General features: G+C 51.5%; 20 protein-coding genes and 1 riboswitch. Of the genes, 12 read left to right on the top strand and 8 right to left on the bottom strand.

Translation table 11 applies throughout. The features are described from left to right. Window positions 1-21: 21 nt before the first annotated feature. Window positions 22-1,308, bottom strand: a complete 1,287-nt coding sequence (locus LSE01S_RS01205) for an adenylosuccinate synthase (protein ID WP_061775804.1) — start codon at window positions 1,306-1,308, stop codon at window positions 22-24. A 271-nt stretch (window positions 1,309-1,579) separates the two neighbouring features. Between LSE01S_RS01205 and purB the strand changes: the two genes are divergently transcribed. Then, window positions 1,580-2,881 carry an adenylosuccinate lyase gene (purB, locus tag LSE01S_RS01200; RefSeq protein WP_061775803.1) on the top strand — a complete coding sequence of 434 codons (1,302 nt, stop codon included), beginning with the start codon at window positions 1,580-1,582 and terminating at the stop codon, window positions 2,879-2,881. A gap of 748 nt (window positions 2,882-3,629) precedes the next feature. On the opposite strand, the gene LSE01S_RS01195 is transcribed toward purB, so the two are convergent. Together LSE01S_RS01195 and LSE01S_RS01190 are read right to left on the bottom strand one after the other, a co-directional pair. Then, window positions 3,630-4,562, bottom strand: coding sequence for an alpha/beta hydrolase (locus LSE01S_RS01195; protein WP_061775802.1), 933 nt, complete (start codon window positions 4,560-4,562; stop codon window positions 3,630-3,632). Between the two features lie 74 nt (window positions 4,563-4,636). Then, the gene (locus LSE01S_RS01190; RefSeq protein WP_061775801.1) at window positions 4,637-5,431 is read right to left on the bottom strand and encodes a tyrosine-protein phosphatase; all 795 of its coding nucleotides are present in this window, start codon (window positions 5,429-5,431) and stop codon (window positions 4,637-4,639) included. 186 nt (window positions 5,432-5,617) lie between these two features. On the opposite strand from LSE01S_RS01190, the gene LSE01S_RS01185 reads away from it, so the two are divergent. After that, window positions 5,618-6,538 carry an alpha/beta hydrolase fold domain-containing protein gene (locus LSE01S_RS01185; protein ID WP_235808283.1) on the top strand — a complete coding sequence of 307 codons (921 nt, stop codon included), beginning with the start codon at window positions 5,618-5,620 and terminating at the stop codon, window positions 6,536-6,538. 60 nt (window positions 6,539-6,598) lie between these two features. Then, window positions 6,599-6,754 (top strand): hypothetical protein, encoded by a 156-nt coding sequence (locus LSE01S_RS10900; RefSeq protein WP_156470441.1) that lies wholly within the window; start codon window positions 6,599-6,601, stop codon window positions 6,752-6,754. A gap of 22 nt (window positions 6,755-6,776) precedes the next feature. Here the strand turns inward: LSE01S_RS10900 and LSE01S_RS01180 are convergent, their stop codons facing one another. Continuing rightward, window positions 6,777-7,424 (bottom strand): DUF6198 family protein, encoded by a 648-nt coding sequence (locus tag LSE01S_RS01180; protein WP_420843286.1) that lies wholly within the window; start codon window positions 7,422-7,424, stop codon window positions 6,777-6,779. 85 nt (window positions 7,425-7,509) lie between these two features. Beyond that, window positions 7,510-8,235: a gamma-glutamyl-gamma-aminobutyrate hydrolase family protein gene (locus LSE01S_RS01175; protein ID WP_061775799.1), complete on the bottom strand. Its 726-nt coding sequence runs from the start codon at window positions 8,233-8,235 to the stop codon at window positions 7,510-7,512. 147 nt (window positions 8,236-8,382) lie between these two features. Here LSE01S_RS01175 and LSE01S_RS01170 point away from each other — a divergent pair, with 147 nt between their 5' ends. The 3 genes from LSE01S_RS01170 (at window position 8,383) to glpK (ending at window position 11,001) form a co-directional block, all read left to right on the top strand. Continuing rightward, on the top strand, window positions 8,383-8,628 hold the full coding sequence (locus tag LSE01S_RS01170; protein ID WP_061775798.1) for a hypothetical protein: 246 nt from the start codon (window positions 8,383-8,385) through the stop codon (window positions 8,626-8,628). A 72-nt stretch (window positions 8,629-8,700) separates the two neighbouring features. Next, window positions 8,701-9,348, top strand: coding sequence for an endonuclease III domain-containing protein (locus LSE01S_RS01165; RefSeq protein ID WP_061775797.1), 648 nt, complete (start codon window positions 8,701-8,703; stop codon window positions 9,346-9,348). Between the two features lie 135 nt (window positions 9,349-9,483). Beyond that, on the top strand, window positions 9,484-11,001 hold the full coding sequence (gene glpK / locus LSE01S_RS01160; protein ID WP_061775796.1) for a glycerol kinase GlpK: 1,518 nt from the start codon (window positions 9,484-9,486) through the stop codon (window positions 10,999-11,001). A gap of 98 nt (window positions 11,002-11,099) precedes the next feature. Here the strand turns inward: glpK and LSE01S_RS01155 are convergent, their stop codons facing one another. The 3 genes from LSE01S_RS01155 to rlmD all read right to left on the bottom strand — a co-directional run bounded on the left by LSE01S_RS01155 (window position 11,100) and on the right by rlmD (window position 14,292). Next, window positions 11,100-11,957, bottom strand: a complete 858-nt coding sequence (locus tag LSE01S_RS01155) for a DUF368 domain-containing protein (RefSeq protein ID WP_061775795.1) — start codon at window positions 11,955-11,957, stop codon at window positions 11,100-11,102. A gap of 337 nt (window positions 11,958-12,294) precedes the next feature. Continuing rightward, entirely contained in the window at window positions 12,295-12,735 is a 441-nt protein-coding gene (locus LSE01S_RS01150) for a DUF2628 domain-containing protein (RefSeq protein WP_061775854.1), read from the bottom strand. A gap of 81 nt (window positions 12,736-12,816) precedes the next feature. Next, window positions 12,817-14,292, bottom strand: a complete 1,476-nt coding sequence (rlmD, locus tag LSE01S_RS01145; RefSeq protein ID WP_082622306.1) for a 23S rRNA (uracil(1939)-C(5))-methyltransferase RlmD — start codon at window positions 14,290-14,292, stop codon at window positions 12,817-12,819. A 199-nt stretch (window positions 14,293-14,491) separates the two neighbouring features. Between rlmD and LSE01S_RS01140 the strand changes: the two genes are divergently transcribed. From LSE01S_RS01140 to thiE, 6 genes are all read left to right on the top strand, one after another. Further along, window positions 14,492-15,145 carry an ABC transporter ATP-binding protein gene (locus LSE01S_RS01140; RefSeq protein WP_061775794.1) on the top strand — a complete coding sequence of 218 codons (654 nt, stop codon included), beginning with the start codon at window positions 14,492-14,494 and terminating at the stop codon, window positions 15,143-15,145. Next, on the top strand, window positions 15,142-15,900 hold the full coding sequence (locus LSE01S_RS01135) for an ABC transporter permease (protein WP_061775793.1): 759 nt from the start codon (window positions 15,142-15,144) through the stop codon (window positions 15,898-15,900). Before LSE01S_RS01140 ends, LSE01S_RS01135 begins: the two co-directional genes overlap by 4 nt. Window positions 15,901-16,639: 739 nt before the next feature. Then, window positions 16,640-17,476 carry an oxidoreductase gene (locus LSE01S_RS01130; protein ID WP_061775792.1) on the top strand — a complete coding sequence of 279 codons (837 nt, stop codon included), beginning with the start codon at window positions 16,640-16,642 and terminating at the stop codon, window positions 17,474-17,476. A gap of 48 nt (window positions 17,477-17,524) precedes the next feature. Continuing rightward, a riboswitch (TPP riboswitch) is annotated at window positions 17,525-17,631 on the top strand. Between the two features lie 604 nt (window positions 17,632-18,235). Continuing rightward, entirely contained in the window at window positions 18,236-19,024 is a 789-nt protein-coding gene (gene thiM, locus LSE01S_RS01125) for a hydroxyethylthiazole kinase (protein ID WP_061775791.1), read from the top strand. Between the two features lie 28 nt (window positions 19,025-19,052). Next, complete coding sequence (gene thiD, locus LSE01S_RS01120) at window positions 19,053-19,868, top strand: bifunctional hydroxymethylpyrimidine kinase/phosphomethylpyrimidine kinase (RefSeq protein WP_061775790.1); 816 nt, start codon at window positions 19,053-19,055, stop codon at window positions 19,866-19,868. Next, window positions 19,868-20,524, top strand: a complete 657-nt coding sequence (gene thiE, locus LSE01S_RS01115) for a thiamine phosphate synthase (RefSeq protein ID WP_061775789.1) — start codon at window positions 19,868-19,870, stop codon at window positions 20,522-20,524. Before thiD ends, thiE begins: the two co-directional genes overlap by 1 nt. The last annotated feature ends 54 nt before the right edge of the window (window positions 20,525-20,578 follow it).

The following is a 20,578-nucleotide window of genomic DNA, read 5'->3' as shown; positions in this document are numbered from 1 at the left end:
TCGTCACTCCTTGATTGTAGGTTAAGCGTTCCAGACGTTTTCTAAAATGTTGGTTTGTTGCCGGTCGGGACCGACGGACAGGGTGGCAATGTCGACGCCAACCAGTTCGGCCAGTCGCTTCACGTAGTTTTGTGCGTTAACGGGTAGTTCGTCGACGGATTGGCAATGGGTGATATCTTCCGTCCAGCCAGGGAATTCTTCATAGATTGGTTGGCAGTTTTCCAGGTCAACCAGGCTAGCTGGGTAATGGTAGATCGTTTCGCCATTCAATTCGTAGGCTTTGCAAATCTTAACGGTCTGCAGACCAGTCAAGACGTCTAAACAGTTCAATGATAGGTTGGTCAAACCAGAAACACGCTTGGCATGCCGCAAGACAACACTGTCGAACCAGCCGATCCGGCGGGGACGCTTGGTAACGGTCCCGTATTCGTGACCAGTTTCGCGGATGGTGTCACCGATTTCGTCGAAGAGTTCCGTTGGAAATGGACCGTCGCCGACCCGTGATGTGTAGGCTTTGCAGACCCCAACGACGTGTTCAATCTTAGTTGGGCCAACACCAGAACCAATGGTCACCCCACCGGCAACTGGGTTGGAAGACGTGACAAATGGGTAAGTCCCGTGGTCGATGTCGAGCATCACGCCTTGGGCCCCTTCAAAGAGAACGTTCTTACCAGCGTCCAGGGCATCATTGATCACGACGGAAGTGTCGGTAACGTAGCCCTTTAACTGTTGACCCAAGTCATAGTAGGTCTCAAAGATATCATCAAAGTCCAAAGGTTCTTCATCATAAAGCTTGGTTAACACGTTGTTTTTCTCAATTAGGTTTTGACGCAACTTGTCGGCAAACACATCGTGGTCCAGCAGGTCGGCTACCCGAATTCCAATTCGTTCGGCCTTATCCATATAGGCAGGACCGATTCCCTTGTTAGTGGTCCCAATCTTATTTTCCTTCATCTTCTCTTGCGCCTGGTCCAATAGGATATGGTAAGGCAAGATGACGTGGGCCCGGTTAGAAATCCGAAGATTGTCGGTGGCCACCCCATTTTCGTGGAGATAGGTGAGTTCTTGAATTAATGATTGGGGGTTTAAAACGACGCCGTTACCAATCACACTAATTTTGTCGGCGTAGAAAATTCCCGAAGGAATCAACCGTAATTTGAAAGTTTGGTCATTGAAGACGATGGTATGACCGGCGTTGTCGCCTCCTTGGTAGCGAGCAATGACGTCAGCCTGTTCACTTAGAAAATCCGTGATCTTTCCTTTACCTTCATCGCCCCATTGACTACCAACTACAACTATTGAAGACATAACAACACCTCATCGTTTTATTTTACTAAGCCGAACGCCCAGAAAGATTCAGTGTATCAAGTTCGGAATTAAAAAGCAAGGAATATACGAACTATTTTCGCAAAATTGTTTATTAAAGTTCTTATAATTGCGGGTAGAAATCAATTAGCAGCTGAACTTACCGGTTTAAAGGGTATAAAAATGGGATGTTCTATGATATGATAATTACCGAAGGAAACAAAGAAGCGTTAATTAATGTTCGTGTTTTGCCAAATGATTGAGGAGGAATTTGATGTTAGAACGTTATACTCGCCCCGAGATGGGTCAGATTTGGTCTTTGAAAAACCAATACGCATCCTGGTTAGCCGTGGAAGTGGCGATTGATGAGGCCTGGGCCAAGCTCGGGGAGGTACCCGCCGAAGACGCCGCCAAGATTCGGGCCAAGGCCACCTTTGACGTTGACCGAATTGCGGAGATTGAGGCCGTGACGCATCACGATATTGTGGCGTTTACGCGTAACGTTTCCGAATCATTGGGTGCGGAACGGAAATGGATTCACTTCGGTGTGACCAGTACAGACGTGGTTGATACGGCTCAAGGCTATCGGCTAAAGCAAGCTAACGCGGTCCTACGTGCGGATATTGTGACGCTGATTGCGACCCTAAAGAAACTGGCGCTTCAATATAAAGAGACCGTCATGATTGGCCGGACCCATGGGGTTCAAGCCGAACCCACGACCTTTGGGCTAAAGATTGCCCGGTGGTATGCTGAAATGCAGCGGAACTTAGACCGATTTGACCGGGCTGCTAAGGGCGTGGAGACCGGTAAGATCAGTGGAGCAGTTGGGACCTTTGCCAACGTGCCGCCTGAGGTCGAAGAGTTTGTCTGTGACCAATTGGGGATTAGTGCCCAACCGATTGCTAGTCAGGTACTGCCACGGGATCTGCATGCGGATTACGTCGCGACGATGGCCTTGATTGCCACTAGTATTGAAGAGTTTGCCACGGAGATTCGGAGCCTCCAGCGTTCCGAAATTCATGAGGTCGAAGAACATTTTAATCCTGGACAAAAAGGGTCCTCGGCAATGCCCCACAAACGAAATCCAATTGGTTCCGAGAACGTGACCGGGTTGGCCCGGGTGATTCGGGGCACAGTGGTGACGGCCTACGAAAATGTCAGTTTGTGGCACGAACGCGACATCTCCCATTCCTCTGCCGAACGGATGATTCTGCCGGAAACCACGACGCTGTTGGATTATTCCCTGCACCGGTTCAATCGAATTTTAAGTCAATTGGACGTTTTCCCAGAAACGATGAAGGCTAACATGGGCCGGACTTACGGGCTGATTTACAGTCAACGACTCTTATTGAAGCTAATTGAAAGTGGCCTGAGCCGTGAAGCGGCCTATGATTTGGTTCAACCATTGACGGCCCAAGCTTGGGACCAACAAATCCAGTTCCGACCATTGGTCGAGGCCAACGCGGAAATTACGGATCGGTTGACATCGGAGCAGATCGACGACGCCTTCGATTACCATTATCATCTCCGCCGCGTCGACTATATCTTCAATCGGCTTGGCTTGACGGAAGACTAGCGGTTAGCTTGGCGAGATTGGCCGTTGGAACCCCGGAAGCAGATTTGGGGCACCCCATCTGCTTCCGGGGTCCTGCTATGATAGCGTGTTCCATCGAGTTCTCTTTTGAGAGGGATTAGTAACCTGTAGTGGTGAGTACCCTTATATTAATTACCTTGGATAAATAGCAATAGCGACCGTCACAAGGGTTAACTCCGTTGTGACGGTCGCTATTTTTGTGGTTTTGCTAAATTCTTTGACATCGTTTTTAGATCGTGAAAACCGAGAGGACGGCCAGGGAAGGGCTCAGTGGTGTCGTTTGCGTTAGCCGAGCTTTTTTCGGCTTAGGCAAAGACCGAGCTTGAAGACTTGCGGGTTGGGCAAGGCTTCAAGTCGTGTCCACCATGTTCCGGCCCTTCCCTGGCCAACCGGTAGGTTGGCAATGAACGAAAGAAAAATCAGGACACAAAAATTGCGGCAGCCTTGGTAAGGGGCTGCCGCAATTTGATTCATGAGGAGTGAGCCACTAGGGGGAGTGACTCATTTTGAGGGGTGGATAGGCTTGAGGGGTCCTATCCAGGGATTGCGATTCTCTGGGGAGGAGAATCTTAAAAAGGGATTGAAAGTAGATTTTGACTAGTAATAGTTATTAGCTGATTACTATGATGATAACTATACCCGTAGTTTGTGAATAGAAACGGGGACATTTCGTGACGACTTTTTGATTAATTTATAAAGGAATTCTAAATTGTGAAGATTCTTTCCGGAATTACTTAAAGTAGGTCGTCAAAAACTCTTCAACGTGGTCCTGATAGCGTTTGGGATTGACCCAGAAGCTTTCAGCATGCGAAGCGTTTTTCACAATCCACAGTTGTTTTGGGGCATGGGTTGCCGCATAGTTCTCGTAGGCCATGCCAACGGGAACGTAGACGTCCTTCTCACCATGGATAAACAGGATGGGCCGTTTATTTTTGGCCAACTGTTCGGTAGCGGACACGTCGCCCAGATAATAGCCCAGTCGACGCTTGGAAATGGTGCTGACCAGGGGCTCCAATGGATACTTGGGCAGGTGAAATTGGCGTTTTAACAGGTAGGTCAATTCGGCCTCGATACTGGAGTAGCCGCAGTCCGCGATGATCGCCTTAACCTGTTGGGGCAGGCTTTCACCAGACAACATTTCCATCGTGGCGCCTCCCATGCTAACCCCGAACATCAGAATTTTGACGTTCTGTGATGACCGTTCAATAACCTGGTGAATCCATTCTTGATAGTCCAGCCGATCCAGCCAGCCAAAACTAATGTATTTGCCGGCACTCTCGCCGTGACCGCGGTCATCGGGTAGAAGAACGTTGAAGCCTAGCCGATGAAACATCTGAGCAAAGTTGGCCATGGTCTCGCCATTGCCCTTGTAACCATGGGAGATGATGACGGTCTGCTTGCTAGGCGTTTCCGCTGGAATATATTCCGCGACCATCCGGTTATTGGGATCGTGTTCGTGTAGGAACCATTTTTCCTTTTTAACCTGTTTGTACCAATCGACATAGGCATAGTAAGCGTCGGCATACTTTTGTTTATCGGCAGAGGTTTCGGGAACGTAATTGACCCGTTTAAAAGCGAAGTTGAACAATCGCTCGCTGGCAATGAGGGAAGTGGCCGCCAGCCCTGCCAAGGGAAGGGCCCAAGTCAGTGTCGATTTTTTCATAAAAACATCAAGTCCTTTCGTCGTCCATGAGGTAAAAAACCAGACTACCCTCGATGGTTAGTCTGGCATGGAAGTTAATCCAAATAGAGTTGTTTTAATGTTTGTAGGTCGCCCCGGGAAAGTCCCAGAACGTCGTGTAAATAGTCAAGCGTGCCACCATATTGTGTATTAATGAGTCGCATCGCTGTATCGAAATAATCATTGTTGACGGTGTACAGGGCCCGAATGTTGGTGACAAACGCCGCGGTTTCGCCGCGGGCAGCAGCGGCAGTCGTCGTTTCATTGATATGCTTAGCCGACGTCTGGTTGGTCATCAGGTAGTCGTGACGAATGGTCTGGGGGTCAACGCCCAGGGCGCTTAATACGAAGAAGGCGGCCAACCCGGTCCGATCCTTACCGGCGGTACAGTGAAACAGGACGGATTGACTGTCGCCATCATTCTTGAGCAGTTCCGCGAGAAAGTTGTGGTAGGCCTGCTGGGCGGAGGGCAATGTCACCATTTGTTCATACACGTTGAGCATATGGCGGTAGCCGGCTTGGTTATCCGCCGAGAAACGTTCTTCCAATTGAACTTGAGAGGCCGAAGCATCGGTCTCGTCATCCGCTGGGAAGACGGGGGTAAATTGGTAGGTGACCCCTGCCGGTACCTTATCGGGTGCCTGTTTTTGTTCATCGCGAGAGCGAAAGTCGACGTCGGTTTTGACGCCGTAGTCGGTTAACCGTTGCAGGTCTGATGGCGTGAGGTTAGCGAGTCCGGCCGTCCGCAACAGTTTGTGCCACTTTACAGTGTGACCATCGACGGTTGCGTAACCACCAAGTTCTCTAAAGTTGACACCACCCTGTACGTCTAATATTCGGTCGTTATCCATTAACTCAGTCATCCTTTCGTTATTCGGGTCGTTCAGCCGCTTAATTAGACGGTTAACTAGTAAATCCCCGATAGTTTATCATCCTTTTCATTCTAACGGTTTTCGGAAATTTTGCCTAGTAATTGATTCTTGGGGAGCCTTTTTCGGGGAAACGCTGTATACTGGCTGTATGAGTGCAGAGAGTTGATGAAGGCAAAAGATAGGGTGATCGTCGTGAGTTTGCAAGGGAAATGGTTACTTTTTAAAACCCGGCATAGCCAGCTGAAACAGCAGATGCAACAGGCTTTTTCTCAACCGAGCAGAAAGAATCGGGCAGTCGTGCCCGCAAAATTCCCTGATAATATGGTGACCAAAGAACGAGAAGTCTTCGATGGTCGCATCCTAACCGTGGATTCGGGCGCGCCGTTAACACAGCACGTCCTGTTATTTCACGGAGGTGCCTACACCTTACAGGGAACCAAGCGTCACCGGGATCTCATGGTGAATCTAGTCGACCAGGCCAATCTGCGGGTCTCCTACATCGACTATCCATTAGTTCCGGAAGCGACGGTTAACGAAACGGTCATCTTCGCCATGAACGCCTACGATTATTTGCGGGCGCAGTACCCGGATGACCAGTTCTTTCTAATGGGTGATTCAGCCGGCGGAGGACTGGCGCTGACGCTCCTCCAACAGCTGAAGGAACATCAAGAACCACTACCGGCTGGGACCATTTTGATCTCACCGTGGACGGACCTCAGTATGATGAATCCCGATTTGAAGAGCGGCGCCAAGGCCGATCCATTCCTGTCGTTGGCCGTGCTGAAGCGGATTGGATTTCAATATGCTGGGAATCATCCGGTCACGGACCCATTGGTGAGCCCACTCTATGGTGACTTTGAAGGGTTGGGCCCCATCCAGTTGTATTACGGCACCAATGAACTCCTGGCGGCCGATGATAAGCGGCTCTTACAACATCTGAATGGTGCGGTCGGAACCGAAGTTCAAGCGTTTGAAATGAAGTCGATGCTCCATGACTATATTCTCTGGGAGAAATTACCGGAGACTAAACGAACCCTCCGCCGAATTCGCCAATTTGTTTTGACTGGCGAATTGGATGAGGCTTAAACGCATTATGGACCAGGTTGCTAACGGCACCGGTCCTTTTTGGTCAGAGGGGGCATTTTGATGAAGCGAGTCGGTCAGTTCCTAGCGGGAATCATCGAATTACTCAACATCATGTCGATTTTTGAACTTGTGGTGGCGACCGTGCTCGATGGTTATTCATGGATCAAAGGACGACGTAAAAATTATGGTAAACAAAAACGGCTGAGGATGATGTGATTATTCTCAGTCGTTATTTTAGTTAAACGTCAACGTGATGTTTTAATCGGGGGAAAACGTGGACGTCGGCCCAGGCCATGATAATCCCTTGGGTGACTAACGCCCAGATGGTCCCGAAGCCAATGGCGTGGAGCTCACCGGTGAAGTACCAAGATAGGATAATAATGGTGAGCGGTGGCACATAACTGGCCCATTGGGCAATGACGGCCGATCCATGCAGGAACTTAAACCGGAGAATGTAGGCCAAGTCATCGTTAGGATGCATGATGATATTGCAGCGTTGGTAGATTGACACGGCAAAGGCCACCCCGAAGAGGCCAATGATGTCGACGATGACGCGGCCGGTCAGGTTGAGCCGACCGACACCAATCCAGTTCCAGAAGTACCCGATCCACTCGACCAGATAACTAAATGGGACGATGTAAAGCAGGTTGGAAACGAAGCGCCGACGGTCAAAGGTTCCAAGTAAGACTTGGTTCAAGATGGTAATGACGATCCCGTAAGCGAAGAGGGTCGTTCCCAAGGGCACGTTAATCCAGTTAGACAGATTCACGGAAGACCCGGTCCAAACGGCACTCCCAAGGTTGGTTGAAATCGTGAGGGCGTTAGCGGCGGAGTTCAGAAAAATTGAGAATGCTAAAAAGCGCATTCGCTGTCCAAAGTCCTGCATTTTTGCCACGTAATTTCACCTCGTTAATTTCGTCTAGTGTCTAGTTTAATGGAACCGGTCCCACAATGAAAGGTCTTTCTGAAAATCAGGTGCGGTCGGCGGCTCGCTTGATCAGGTTGGTGAAAATGCCCATCGCCGTTTCCTCGTGTTTAAAGAGGTTTTCGGGATGCCACTGAACGGCCAGGATCTGGTCACTCGCGGTGGATTCCACGGCTTCAACCACCTGATCATCGGCCCGGGCGGTTACAGTTAGGTCCAGTGCGATTGTCTTAGCGGCCTGATGATGGCGAGAATTAACCAATAATCGTTCACCGGTGATCTGGGCGAGGTGACTGCCAGCCGTCACCGTTACGTGATGGGTGACCTGGTTGCCGAAGGCCGCTTGGCTATGCTTAATCTTGGCGCTGGGGTTTTCACCGAGGTCTTGATACAGCGTTCCCCCTAGGGTGACATTGATCAATTGAAGCCCCCGGCAGATGCCCAGCACGGCCTTGTTGCTGTCGATGGCGGCCTTTAGGAGCGCCATCTCGAAGAGATCCCGTTTACGGTCGGTCTTGCCCAGTTGTAAGTGGGGTTCTTCTTGGTAGAAGGTGGGATCGACATCGGCACCGCCGAGAAAGGCGACCCCATCGAAGAGGGGCAAGTAGTCGGCGACTAAATCAGGGTCAACGGTTGGCAAAATCACGGGGAGGCCACCGGCGGCAACGATGGCTTCGACCACCGGCCGGGGGGCAAAGGCAGCATTTCGTTCGTTAATAATATTGGTGGCCTCGCCGAGAGTATCGGCGGGTAAAGCAATTCGTGGACGCATGGCGTCGCTTCCTTTCAAGCATTGAATGGACTAAGTATAACCATGGCTCAGTAAATTTGTCACCCCTTGCCTGACGAAATAGTTCACAAAACGGGGGATTAACTCTATAGTAGAGTAGTAGAATAAAATTTAAGCGAGGTAAACATGATGACAGAACGACAGTTGATTCAAGAGATTTTGAATAGTGAAGCGGTATTGTACAGCTTTGAAAACGTCGATGAGGATTCAAAGGAATACACGCTTTTATTGACACGCCAAGACAAAGACGTTCGGCCAGTGGAAGAGATCAATGACGAAATCAAGGCTTACTTCCAAGACGCCGGCTTTGACTATCAAGAAGAATTAAACCCTGCAGGCGACAGTGATATTCGTTTGGTCATCAAGCGAAACTAAGTTGCGAACAGTGAAAGTGGTCAGCCACGAATCTCGCGGCTGATCATTTTTTATTTTAAAGGAGGAACCCCTGTGAACGTCCAAGAACTTTATCACACGATGGCTGGGGCAATGGGCCCCCAACCCTGGCTGCGACCGGGGACACCGTGGGCCGAAACGCCGGTAGAAATTATGCTGGGTGCCATTCTGGTCCAAAACACCAACTGGCGTAACGTTGAGCCATCGCTGCTAAATTTGAAACGGGAGACGGGTTTTGATCCCGCTAAGATTCGCCAGCTCGGGGAAGCCGAACTGTTAAACTTGATTCGTACCAGTGGCTTCTATCACCGTAAGGGTGCGGCCGTGCGAGCTCTGGCGGAATGGCTGGGTGCGAATGGGGATGACTTGGAGGCCCTCCGTCAACGCGAGGGGGCTGATTTGCGGGCCGATCTCTTGGCCATCACCGGAATTGGCAACGAAACGGCCGATTACATTCTGATGTACACGCTGGATCACGGGGCTTTCATGGTCGATACCTACGCTCGCCGTTTGTTTGGCTGGCTGGGGGCAGCAATGCCGAAAACTTATCCGGTCTTTCAGAAGCAGGTCGTGGCCCAACTGGACTTTGAGCTGACCGACTACCAAGAATTTCATGCCTTGATTGATGAATTTGGTAAAAAGGTGAAGACACGGGCCGACTTCGACGCGTCCTTTCTGGCGGGCCAAAGCCTGACCGTTTAAACCTTAAGAAATTCACAAGCCACGGCAATGATTGAGGCAAAATCTGGCGTTCTTCACAAGGGTCATGCTATGATGTACGCAGTGAATTTGTAACCGCTTCCCTGGAGAAGCTGGGATTTGGAGGGAGTTAGACTTATGGCACTCAAGGAACCAGAAAAATACATATTAGCAATTGACCAAGGAACGTCGAGCACGCGGGCATTAATCTTTGACCACACGGGGCGTAAGGTCATTGAAGGATACAAGGAAGTTCCACAATATTATCCACACGCGGGCTGGGTCGAATCGGATGCTAATGAGATCTGGAATAGTGTGCTGTCCGTCATCGCTAGTGCCCTGATCGACGCCTCGATTCATCCAGAAAATATTGAAGCGATCGGGATCAGTAGCCAACGGGAAACCACGATTGTGTGGGACAAGGTAACTGGCGATCCCATTTATCCAGCCATTGGGTGGCAAAGTAAGCAAACGACTAAGTTGGCCAAGGGCCTGATCACGGCGGGGCATGCGGATGCCATCCGTGACAAGACTGGGTTGGTGGTCGATGCCTACTTCAGTGCCACCAAGGTTCGCTGGATTTTGGACCAGGTTCCTGGCGCCCAAGAGCGCGCCGAAAAGGGTGAGCTACTGTTTGGGACCGTAGATAGTTGGCTCACCTGGAAGCTCTCCGGTGGGAAGGTCCACGTGACCGATTATAGTAACGCCAGCCGGACCATGCTCTTCAATATTCACGACCTGAAGTGGGACGCCGACATCTTAAGCTGGCTGAACATTCCGGCCGCCATGTTACCTGAGGTTAAATCGAGTTCGGAAGTCTATGGTGTGACCCAAAACTTCCAATTCTACGGAGTGGAAGTACCGATCGCCGGGATTGTCGGTGACCAATCCGCCGCGTTACTGGGACAGTTGGCTTTGAAACCTGGAACCGTCAAGAACACGTATGGTGACGGGGCCTTCGTCATGATGAACACGGGGAACGAGCCGCAGACGTCGAATAATAATTTGTTAACGACAATTGCCTATGGTTTAAATGGTGAAATTACCTATGCGCTTGAAGGGTCGATTCTGGTAGCCGGTACGGCACTGGCTTGGCTCCATGAAAGCATGCAGATCATTAATAACGTTCCTGAATCTCGTCAGGCTGCTATGGCTTCGACTAACGAGGACGAAGTCTATGTGGTCCCCGCCTTTAACGGGTTGGGGGCGCCCTATTGGGATGCCGATGCTAAGGGGGCAGTCTTTGGCTTAACTCGTGGTACGAATCGCAATGATTTCGTGAAGGCTACCCTGCAGTCGATTGCCTACCAAACCAAGGACGTTCTGCATACCATGACCCAAGACACTGGGATCGATATCACGACCCTGATGGCCGATGGTGGTGCCTCACGGAACCGCTACCTGATGCAATTCCAATCCGACATCTTGGATATTCCGGTTCTGCGGGCATCCGATGAGGAGACGACCGCCATGGGTGCTGCCATTGTGGCTGGGCTCGCAGTGGGCTTCTGGCAAAGTATTGATGAAGTTAAAGAAATCCGGACTGCCGGTCGGCTCTTTGAACCCGACATGGCACCGGAACGGCGGGATCGCTTATACGCCGGTTGGAAACAGGCCGTGAATGCGACGCGCGCTTTCAAACCTGAACAAGACTAGCCAGCTCTTTAGCCGGTATAAAAATAGTTCCGCAAAAACTTTTTCGGTTTTTGCGGAACTTTTAATTTCTTTTACGGAGTTAGCAATAAGTATCGCAGTTATTTATACTTTTCTTCCAGCCGGCTCATCCAGTAGCCCAACGCAATCCCAATTATGAGGGCCACCGCGCTCCAAATGAGGGTCATCCAGTTGGCACCGGCATACGAAATGCTTTCGGCGGCGTGACTGTTGGGTACTAGAATCAAGATGGTACTGGCCGTGACGATTCCCAGGATAAAATGATACACACGTGAATGGAACCGGTGAATCAGGTAGTCCATCCCTTTTGAAAAGATAGCCATGGCTAGGCAACCGCCAATCGCGATTGGCAGATAGACGCCGAACAGATCCAGGTTCTTAAAGCCCGTCAGCATGGGGGTAAATAACCCCAGGATTAAGAGTAGGTTAGACGGACTCAAGCCGGGCACCAGGACGCCGAGGGCAATCAGAGCGCCGGCCACGGTGAAGCCGATAAAGTTGGCTGGTAGGGTGCCAAAGAGGTCACTCATAAAGTAGAGGAGTCCAGCACTGATCACGAAGGTCGCGCCGAACCAGACCACATCCGCGATATCACGAGGGGTCTGGGAACTGGCAGTCTGCATGAGTGCCGGTAGCGTGCCAATAATGGCGCCGGCAAAGCCCCACAGAACGATGACCTGGGCGTGTGCCAACAGGTATTCCAAGGGAGCCGATAGGAGCGCAATCCCCACAATGCCGCCGAGGCCGACGGGGACGAAATACCAAAAGTCTTGTCTGAAGTTTTGGCGGAAGTGCGCCATGAAGCCGAGTAGGCGTTCGTAAATGCCAAGAATAGCGGCCAGTACGCCGCCAGAGACACCGGGTAGTATGAAGCCCAGGGCGATAATGATGCCTTTAAAGAAGCGTTTCACCGGGCTGTCGGGTCGAGTTGTTTGCATCCAATTCTCCTTTGTAGTCGGTTCGATTAGCCCCAAGATACCAGAAAAAAAGGACCGCCACAATTCAAAAAGGATGAATCATAGGATAACTTAAGAAAGCTTGGAGAAATTGTCAGAATAAAAGGGGATGACCGTGCATCTTGACTTCGAAGCGCTCGAGCCGCATTCGTTAGGCGGTGCCCTGTCATGAAAAAGGAGGACAGGCCGTTTTACTGACGACCAAATTAACTCATCGCAAATAGACCAATGCTAAGAGTAAGGACCAGGGTCAAATTGACCGGCTAAGGCCAAAAAATCGCCAACCACCGGTATAACCCATGGTTGGCGATTCCTCAGTTTACTTTGGTTGCGTCCAGTAGTGGGCGTGTTCCAACAAGTCTCGTGACCGTTCATCGGCCGGCATGAAGCCCAGCTTGAACAGGTGCTTGAAGTACATCATGTTGTAGATGCTCCCCCACAGAATACTCTGGGCGAGCGGCACAATCAGTGAGCGGTAATTGGCCAACTGATTGGCGGGAACCAACATAATAATAATCATCGAAGCAGAGATTTCTAGTAATAAAATACAGAGCAGATTATACCAGTCTGCCCGGAAAATCGTGGGAAATGGCGGGAAGAGGAACATGGTCCACGAGAACCCCACCTTGGCGATCCGCATGTTACCCGTCTCAGGATTGACGACGGTGGCATAATTTGGCGGTAGTGGCAGTCCTTGCGGGCCGTTACCATTTTGATTGTTTTGATCATCGTCGTTAAAGCCCTTGAAAGGATCTTGCATGTCATTGCCAACTTTCTTAATCATTCATTGCGATATTCGTTATTAAAAGTCTAACACGAAAAGCGGTTAGTGCCTATTAATCTATTGACGACGGCTAAGTTTCACGACAGCTTCGCAACGGGCCGTTTGTGGCATCATGTCCACGGATTGGATGTAGTCCACCCGATAGTCCTCGGCTAACGTGACCAAATCTTTGGCCAACGTTGAGGGGTTACAGGACACGTAGACGAACTTCGCTGGGCGGATCGCCAGGATGGTATCCATCAACGTTTCATCCAGGCCGGTGCGGGGTGGATCGACCACGATCGCATCGGGATGAAAGCCGGCCATGACCCACTTAGGCAGGAGGTCCTCGGCACTACCGAGTTCGTAGTGGGCATTGGTGATGCCGTTGGCTTCGGCGTTAGCGTTGGCGTCTTCGACGGCCTCGGGGATGGTTTCCATGCCCCGAACTTCTTCGGCAGTGTCGGCGAGGGATAATCCAATCGTCCCAATGCCGGCGTAGGCATCGACAACCGTTTCACCCGGTTGAAGATCCAGGGCCTTCTTCGTTTCGTCGTAGAGGACTTCCACTTGGTACGGATTCAATTGGAGAAAAGCCCGGGCGGAGAGCTTAAATGACAGGTCGCCCAACTTTTCGGTAATCGTTTCGGACCCAGCCAGGTGACGAGTTTCGTCGCCCCAAATGAGTGACGTTTCTCCCGGGTTAATGTTTTGCATTACGGACGTGACTTGGGGTAACTCATCGGCGATCCGGGTTAACAGGTCGCGTTTGCGGGGGAGCTTCTGTGAGTTGGTGATGAAGACCAATTGCACATCGTCGGTGTGAGCTGCGGCCCGTACGACCAGGGTCTTCACGATGCCGGAGTGCGCCTCTTCGTCGTAAATGGGAATCTCGAGATCTTGTAACATCCCAACCACGGCGCGCATGACCGTCATGACAACGGGCATTTGGACGGAACAGGTTGGTAGGTCAACCAGGTCGTGGCTACGTTCGGCGTAGAGCCCGGCTTCCACTTGGCCCTCGGCGTTCTTGCGAACCTGGAATTGGGCCTTGTTACGGTAGCCGTAAGGGTCATCCATGCCCAGTGTTGGCCGCAGGTCGTAGTGTTGGTAGCCATAAGGTTTGTAGCGTTCGAGCGATTGGGCCACGACGTCACGTTTGAATTTTAATTGCTCAGGGTAGTCTAAATGTTCCAGTTCGAAGCCACCAACCTCATCGGCGTAGCTATCGCGGGGTTCCACCCGGTGGGGGCTGGTCTTACGAATCCGGTGAATCTTGGCGCGTAGGAAGCGCTTGGCCACGCTGGTGACCTCGGCGACTACTTCTTCGCCGGTCAAAGCGCCGGGAATGAAGACGGCCATGCGCTTATAGTAACCGATCCCTTCACCATTAATACCCATGCGCTTGATGGTCAGTGGGAACCGTTGGCCCTCTTCGACCGTGACACTGGGTGTCTCCTGCTGGGGCCGGTGGTGATTGTTGTAGTGGTGGTCGTTGTGATCGTGGCGATCATTTCGGAAATTCCGGTGGTTATTTGACTCAAATTTAGCCATATTTTCTCCTATTGGGTTGTCATTTGTTAAGTAACTTCATTTATTTCATACCGTTACGGTCTTGAACATTATACCAAACTTTGAGGGTGCCCGGGGCGACGGGGATTTTTTAACCAAACGGAGTGCTTTCTGTAGGGATCTGGGACCGTTTTGGCTACAATGATGCCATGCGGGACATCCGTGGGGAGGAGGAGTTCTCATGAGTCTAATTGAACTAGTCGATTTGGGGTATCACGTGGATGATACCTGTATTTTGAAGGAAATTAATCTGACGATTGACCGGCAGGAATGGGTGACCATTGCGGGACCTTCGGGGAGTGGCAAGTCTACCCTGGTTCGGATTATCGCGTCGTTACTGAGCAAGACCAGTGGTGAATTGAATTTCGATGACGACCCGATTGAGCTCTACGATCCGATCAGCTATCGGCGCCGGGTTTCGTATAGCTTCCAACAACCCACGCTCTTCGGCAACACAGTTCAGGACAATCTCCAGTTTCCGTATGACATCCGGCAAATGCCCTTTGATCGGGACCGGGCCGTTCGCGGACTAGAATATGTAGGCTTGGCGGCCAGTGATCTCGCCAAACCGGTGGTTGACCTGTCCGGCGGGCAACGTCAACGGGTGGCACTGTTACGAAATGTGATGATTTATCCGGAAGTCTTGATCCTGGACGAGGTGACCGCCGGATTAGATGAAGCAAATAAGGCCTTCGTCTGGTCGATGATTCGCCATTTTAACGAGGACGACGGCTTGACGATTATTGCGATTACCCACGATCAAGCAGAGATAGCGGCGGCCTCGCGGTTGATAACACTGACCGCAGGGAAGATCGACGCGGGAGGTGCCTCATGAATCTGGCGGTGAATAATCAATCATTAATGTTGGCGCTAGGGCTCGTGTTGATTGCTTTGGCGATTGGTTGGAAGGAAAAGTTGGGGATCGATAAGGATATGATCATCGGGGTTGTCCGGGCGGTCATCCAACTCTTTGTGGTGGGGTATTTACTCAAGTCGGTCTTCAAGGTCGATAACCTTTGGCTCACATTGACATTGATTCTCATCATTATTTTTAACGCGGGCTATAATGCTAAACAGCGCAGTAATGGTATTCCCGATGCCTTGCCGATTTCCATCGGCGCCATCCTGATCAGTACGGCCGTTACGTTGGGCGTCTTGATGTTGGCGGGCGCTATCAAATTCATTCCGGCACAAATGATCCCGATTTCCGGAATGATTGCCTCAAACTCGATGGTGGCCATTGGGCTGTGTTACCGTAACTTGAACGCCCAGTTCCGCCAAGAGCGGCAAGCGGTGCTGGAAAAGTTAGCGTTGGGTGCGGACCTGAAGGACGCGTCGAAGGATATCTTGCGCGACAGTATCAAGACGGGGATGCAACCGACAATTGATGGCGCCAAGACAGTTGGCATCGTCAGCTTACCGGGGATGATGTCTGGGTTAATCTTTGCCGGCGTCGACCCCGTTCGGGCAATTAAATACCAAGTCATGGTGACCTTCATGTTGCTATCCGCCACCAGCATTGGCTCCGTACTCGCCTGCTACTGGGCCTACAAACGGTTTTACAATGACCAAAAGCAATTGTTGATCTAGAATTTGATCTTTTGTTTTGGTCGTCTTGCCGGTTGGCCAGATAGCTGCTGGAACGCCGTGGGCACGGCTTTGAGCCAAAGAGCGGTCTCAAAGGCCGGCCTTTCTCTAAGTCGGGAAGGTCGCCCGCCTAAGAGAAATTTCATGGCTGAGCATCTATCTGGCCGCCCTCACGGCTTAGGTAGGCTCAGTGCCTGAACTGCTGAGAATTGAATCATTGAGGAACTTTTAAACGATCGTCTTGAGTTGGAACTAGTCGTCATGCCTGCTAGTCCCAACTCAAGGCGACCATTTTAATTTGATTGGGAATGGTTCGACGGGGTGTAGATCTAGAAATAACCTACGGAAGCGTTCGCAATTGAAAAATGACTGGGTGTCTAACGCTCTTCTAGGTAGTTCGTCATCAGTTTCTACAGTTGATAAGTCAACGGTAAGTATCCAGCCAGGAGCCAGCCAGGAGCCAGCCCGGGCCCAGCCGTGGAACTGCCTTAGCGGAGGAAACTTCTCCGGTTAGGCAGAACTGATCTTTGAGACCGCCCTTTGGCTCAAAGTCATGTTCACCGCGTTCCGGCCCATCAGGGCTGGCTCCTGGCGAGACAGAACCCACAACTTTTTGTGATTTATCGTGTTAATTAGTAGACGTGGCGCCCAATAAGTTTTAGCATCATTATTATATGAAGGTAAGCGATTTCATCCACGGCCGATTAATGCTCGGTCTAATTATCTAGGAGGTAATGGACTTATGACACAACGAAAAGTTGCATTGGTAACTGGGGCTTCATCAGGAATTGGGAACGCAATTGCCCGAAGCCTGCATCGTAACGGTGTGACCGTTTATGCGGGGGCCCGGCGGGTTAACAAGATGAACGATCTGGATGACCTGGGGATTACTACCGTTCACCTAGACATTACGGACGCCGACAGTGTGCGGACGGTCGTTGACCGAATCACGAACGAGGAAGGTCGGATCGACATCCTAGTTAACAACGCCGGTTACGGCCTAATGGGGGCCTTGGAAGATGTGCCGTTGGCAGATGCCAAGAACCAATTCGACGTTAACCTATTTGGCGCTGCCGACCTTATCAAGACGGTCTTACCATTGATGCGGCAACAACACAGTGGCCGGGTTATTAACATTACCTCCGTGGATGGCAAGATTGCCCAACCACTGGCTAGCTGGTACGTTGCTTCCAAGTTTGCTTTGGAAGGCTTATCCGATGCCCTCCGGTTAGAGTTGAAGCCGTTAGGCATTGACGTCGCCGTGATCGAACCCGGGGCTATCCAATCCGAATGGGCCGGCATTGCGGCCGATCATCTGAAGGCCTTGTCCGCCGATGGCCCTTACAGCCCATCCGCCGACAAAGCTGCGGCTATTCTCAAGGGCGTTGAAAAGTTTGCCAGCGAACCTAAGGTGATTGCCCGTCTGGTTGACCGTGCAGCCCTATCACGGCGGCCAAAAACTCGTTACCATGGTGGTTCCGGGAGCCAAGTACTCTATATCCATCGATTCCTGCCAGATAAGGTGATCGATCGGATGTGGCTTTCAATTGGTAAGGCTGCTGAACGTGTTACCCAATAATCTAAGAAGCGTTGTTGTCACGAGCGAAAGCTGGTAGGCTAGAAGTAACCAAAACACTAGGGGTGTCCATTCGTGGGCTGAGATGTTGATTTGTCAGCGATCCCTTAGAACCTGTCAAGTTCAAACTTGCGAAGGGAACGTGTCGTGGCACCCACAACGGGCCACCGGTTCACACTTTCGTGAGCTGGCGGTCCGTTTTATGTTGTCTTGATTTTCAGTGGCCTGGTTTGGGTGGCTGACGGCCACCCTGGGTCGTCTTGCCAGTTGGCCCTGGAGACGCTGGAACGTGGTGGACACGACTTTAAGTCGCGAAGGACCTGTATTTTAAAGGTCGGTCTTTACCTAACCCGAGGAACTCACTCGGCTAAGATAAACGATACCACTGAGTATCTCCGGGACCGTCCTCATGGCTTACCCAGTCGTGGAGGGTATAAGGATGGGAATCGCACCTCGTCAGAGTGGAATTGGTTAGGGTAACTCAGTTGCCATCATGGTGATTGCTATGATTGTCCGTCTGTCAGTTAATTGAGACTTGGGGGTCAGTGTTAGCCGAGAGGACGGTCAGATAGATGCTCAGCTATGAAGTTTCTCTTAGTTTAGGGAGATTCCCAGCTTAGAGAAAGGTCGGCCTTTGAGACGTTTTTGGGCTCAAAGCCGTGCCCATGGCGTTCCAGTATCTAGCTGGCCAACCGGTAGGCGATCTTCGGCCACCAAAATAGGAACCAGAAAGAGTAAGACAAATTATAAGGGGGCAGCATCATGAAGTTATCACTGTTGAATGAGTTACGGGTCCAGAATCCAATTGTCTTTAACATCTCCAATTTCGTTACCGTCCAGGACGTGGCGAACGGGTTGAATGCCTTGGGGGCGTCACCCATCATGTCGGAAGAGGTTGCGGAAGCCGCGGAAATGGTGGGGATTGCCAATGCGGTCTGCCTGAACTTGGGGGCTTTTACCGAGCGGCAAATCGAACAAATTCAAACGGTCGGCCAGCTGGCAAATGAACAGCACCGGCCATTGGTGATCGATCCGGTAGCGGTGGGGGCCGTGACTTACCGGAAGCACGTGGCTAATCATTTATTAGAGACGTTTCACCCAGATGTTATTCGCGGGAATGCCGGCGAAATTGCCGCGCTCGCCGATATCACATGGGCGGCTAAGGGCATTGATGCCGGTTCCGGTGACGGCGACCTGGTGGCAATTGCCCAAGCCTGTGCGCAGAAGTTGAGTTGTACCGTGATCCTATCCGGGCCCACCGATATTATTACCGATGGGACGCGGACGGTGAAAGTCATGAACGGTACGCCACTATTTCAGGTGCACGTGGGGTCCGGGGACATGTTGTCCAGTATCGTGGGGGCCTTCTGTGCTATCGAGCCGGATGCCTTCGAGGCGGCCCAGACGGCCTGCCTAGTTTTTGCGGCCATCGGGCAACTGGTGGTGGAAGCCAATCCGGATGTGGCGGCTGGAAGCTTTATTGTTAAACTTCTGGATGCGCTCCAAACGACGACGGTTACCGATATTGAAGCGGTGGCCGCGTTTGAATAACTAAATTTATAAGAAGGGATGATGTGACATGGCAAATGAATTTCCAGAAACGTTAACCATTGCGGGGACGGATAGTGGTGGTGGCGCCGGTGTAATGGCGGACTTGAAGACGATGCAGGAGCGTAACGTCTTTGGGACTGCCGTGGTGGTGGCCGTTACCGCCCAGAATACCCTGGGGGTTCAGGATTTCATGGCCGTGCCGCAGCACCTGATTGACGAACAATTCGCGTCGTTGGCGGCTGACTTTAACATTCGCGCCTGCAAGACCGGAATGTTGGCGGATGCTGAGCACGTGCATGACGTCGTGGTTAATCTAAAGAAAAATTGTTTTGGTCCGCTGACAGTTGATCCAGTTATGATTGCCAAGGGCGGCGCGGCGTTACTGGCCGATGACGCCGTGACCACGGTGCGTGACGAGCTGGTGCCATTGGCGGATGTGCTGACGCCTAATATCCCAGAAGCCGAGCGGTTGACGGGATTGACGATTGAGTCATCCGATCAGATGGTGCAGGCGGCGTTAGCGTTGCAAGACCTTGGGGCGAAGAACATCGTGATCAAAGGGGGCCATGAGGCCACGCCGGATGAAGCCAGTGACTTCGTCTTGATGGCGGACGGCCGGTCATTTTGGCTCACGGCGCCTCGCATCGATACCGTGCGAACGCATGGTACCGGGGACACACTGTCCTCATGCATTACGGCCGAATTGGCGAAGGGTCAAGATTATGAAACGGCGATTCGAATCAGTAAGGATTTTGTGACGGCGGCGATTGAAAATACGATTCCCGTCGGTCACGGTCACGGGCCCCTCAATCATTGGGCCTATGGTCAAGGAGGTGCACAATAATGTCGGTTACTTTTGAACCAGGATTACTACGGGCTTACTTCGTTGCGGGCAGTCAAGACGTGCCCGGACGGGACTTACGTCAAGTATTAACGGCAGCCCTGGCGGCCGGAATCACGGCCTTTCAATTTCGAGATAAGGGTGCTAGTAAGTTGAGTGGTGCCCAACGTTTGGACCTCGGCCGCGATCTGCGGGCCCAATGTCGGGCGGCTAGCGTGCCCTTCATTGTGGACGACGATGTGGATTTAGCGTTGGCCTTACATGCCGATGGGATTCACGTCGGCCAAGGTGATCAGCGGGTGACGGACGTCATCGACCGGATTGCCGGGCATAACATGTTCGTGGGATTGTCCTGCTCGACAAAGGATGAGGTCCGCACCGCTAACCAAATTAAGGGAATTGATTACTTAGGGAGTGGCCCCATTCTGCCAACGATCTCCAAGACCGATGCCGATCCCGTCATTGGGGTCACCGGACTACAAATGTTGGTTGAGCGCAGTCATTTTCCCATCGTGGCCATTGGCGGGATTACCGTCGACGCCTTGCCCGCGATTGCGCAGGCGGGCGCCATGGGGGCAGCCGTGATCAGTCTGCTCACCCAGAGTGACGATATCGATCGCGACGTGAAGGCGATCCGCACCGTGTTTACTGTTAAATAATCCATTGAAAAGATTGCACAACGATCTAAAAAGGGGTATTGTTCACGGTATACT

Source organism: Levilactobacillus senmaizukei DSM 21775 = NBRC 103853, from assembly GCF_001592085.1.
Lineage (GTDB): Bacteria > Bacillota > Bacilli > Lactobacillales > Lactobacillaceae > Levilactobacillus > Levilactobacillus senmaizukei.
The sequence above is the reverse complement of the archived record's forward strand: the minus strand, read 5'-3'. Positions and strand labels throughout refer to the sequence as shown.

What these genes read in the sequence shown, in the direction of transcription:
- LSE01S_RS01205 (WP_061775804.1), bottom strand. Translation starts at nt 1,308, where the DNA reads ATGTCTTCAATAGTTGTAGTTGGTAGTCAATGGGGCGATGAAGGTAAA.
- purB (WP_061775803.1), top strand. Translation starts at nt 1,580, where the DNA reads ATGTTAGAACGTTATACTCGCCCCGAGATGGGTCAGATTTGGTCTTTG.
- LSE01S_RS01195 (WP_061775802.1), bottom strand. Translation starts at nt 4,562, where the DNA reads ATGAAAAAATCGACACTGACTTGGGCCCTTCCCTTGGCAGGGCTGGCG.
- LSE01S_RS01190 (WP_061775801.1), bottom strand. Translation starts at nt 5,431, where the DNA reads ATGGATAACGACCGAATATTAGACGTACAGGGTGGTGTCAACTTTAGA.
- LSE01S_RS01185 (WP_235808283.1), top strand. Translation starts at nt 5,618, where the DNA reads ATGAAGGCAAAAGATAGGGTGATCGTCGTGAGTTTGCAAGGGAAATGG.
- LSE01S_RS10900 (WP_156470441.1), top strand. Translation starts at nt 6,599, where the DNA reads ATGAAGCGAGTCGGTCAGTTCCTAGCGGGAATCATCGAATTACTCAAC.
- LSE01S_RS01180 (WP_420843286.1), bottom strand. Translation starts at nt 7,424, where the DNA reads ATGCAGGACTTTGGACAGCGAATGCGCTTTTTAGCATTCTCAATTTTT.
- LSE01S_RS01175 (WP_061775799.1), bottom strand. Translation starts at nt 8,235, where the DNA reads ATGCGTCCACGAATTGCTTTACCCGCCGATACTCTCGGCGAGGCCACC.
- LSE01S_RS01170 (WP_061775798.1), top strand. Translation starts at nt 8,383, where the DNA reads ATGACAGAACGACAGTTGATTCAAGAGATTTTGAATAGTGAAGCGGTA.
- glpK (WP_061775796.1), top strand. Translation starts at nt 9,484, where the DNA reads ATGGCACTCAAGGAACCAGAAAAATACATATTAGCAATTGACCAAGGA.
- LSE01S_RS01155 (WP_061775795.1), bottom strand. Translation starts at nt 11,957, where the DNA reads ATGCAAACAACTCGACCCGACAGCCCGGTGAAACGCTTCTTTAAAGGC.
- LSE01S_RS01150 (WP_061775854.1), bottom strand. Translation starts at nt 12,735, where the DNA reads ATGCAAGATCCTTTCAAGGGCTTTAACGACGATGATCAAAACAATCAA.
- rlmD (WP_082622306.1), bottom strand. Translation starts at nt 14,292, where the DNA reads ATGGCTAAATTTGAGTCAAATAACCACCGGAATTTCCGAAATGATCGC.
- LSE01S_RS01140 (WP_061775794.1), top strand. Translation starts at nt 14,492, where the DNA reads ATGAGTCTAATTGAACTAGTCGATTTGGGGTATCACGTGGATGATACC.
- LSE01S_RS01135 (WP_061775793.1), top strand. Translation starts at nt 15,142, where the DNA reads ATGAATCTGGCGGTGAATAATCAATCATTAATGTTGGCGCTAGGGCTC.
- LSE01S_RS01130 (WP_061775792.1), top strand. Translation starts at nt 16,640, where the DNA reads ATGACACAACGAAAAGTTGCATTGGTAACTGGGGCTTCATCAGGAATT.
- thiM (WP_061775791.1), top strand. Translation starts at nt 18,236, where the DNA reads ATGAAGTTATCACTGTTGAATGAGTTACGGGTCCAGAATCCAATTGTC.
- thiD (WP_061775790.1), top strand. Translation starts at nt 19,053, where the DNA reads ATGGCAAATGAATTTCCAGAAACGTTAACCATTGCGGGGACGGATAGT.
- thiE (WP_061775789.1), top strand. Translation starts at nt 19,868, where the DNA reads ATGTCGGTTACTTTTGAACCAGGATTACTACGGGCTTACTTCGTTGCG.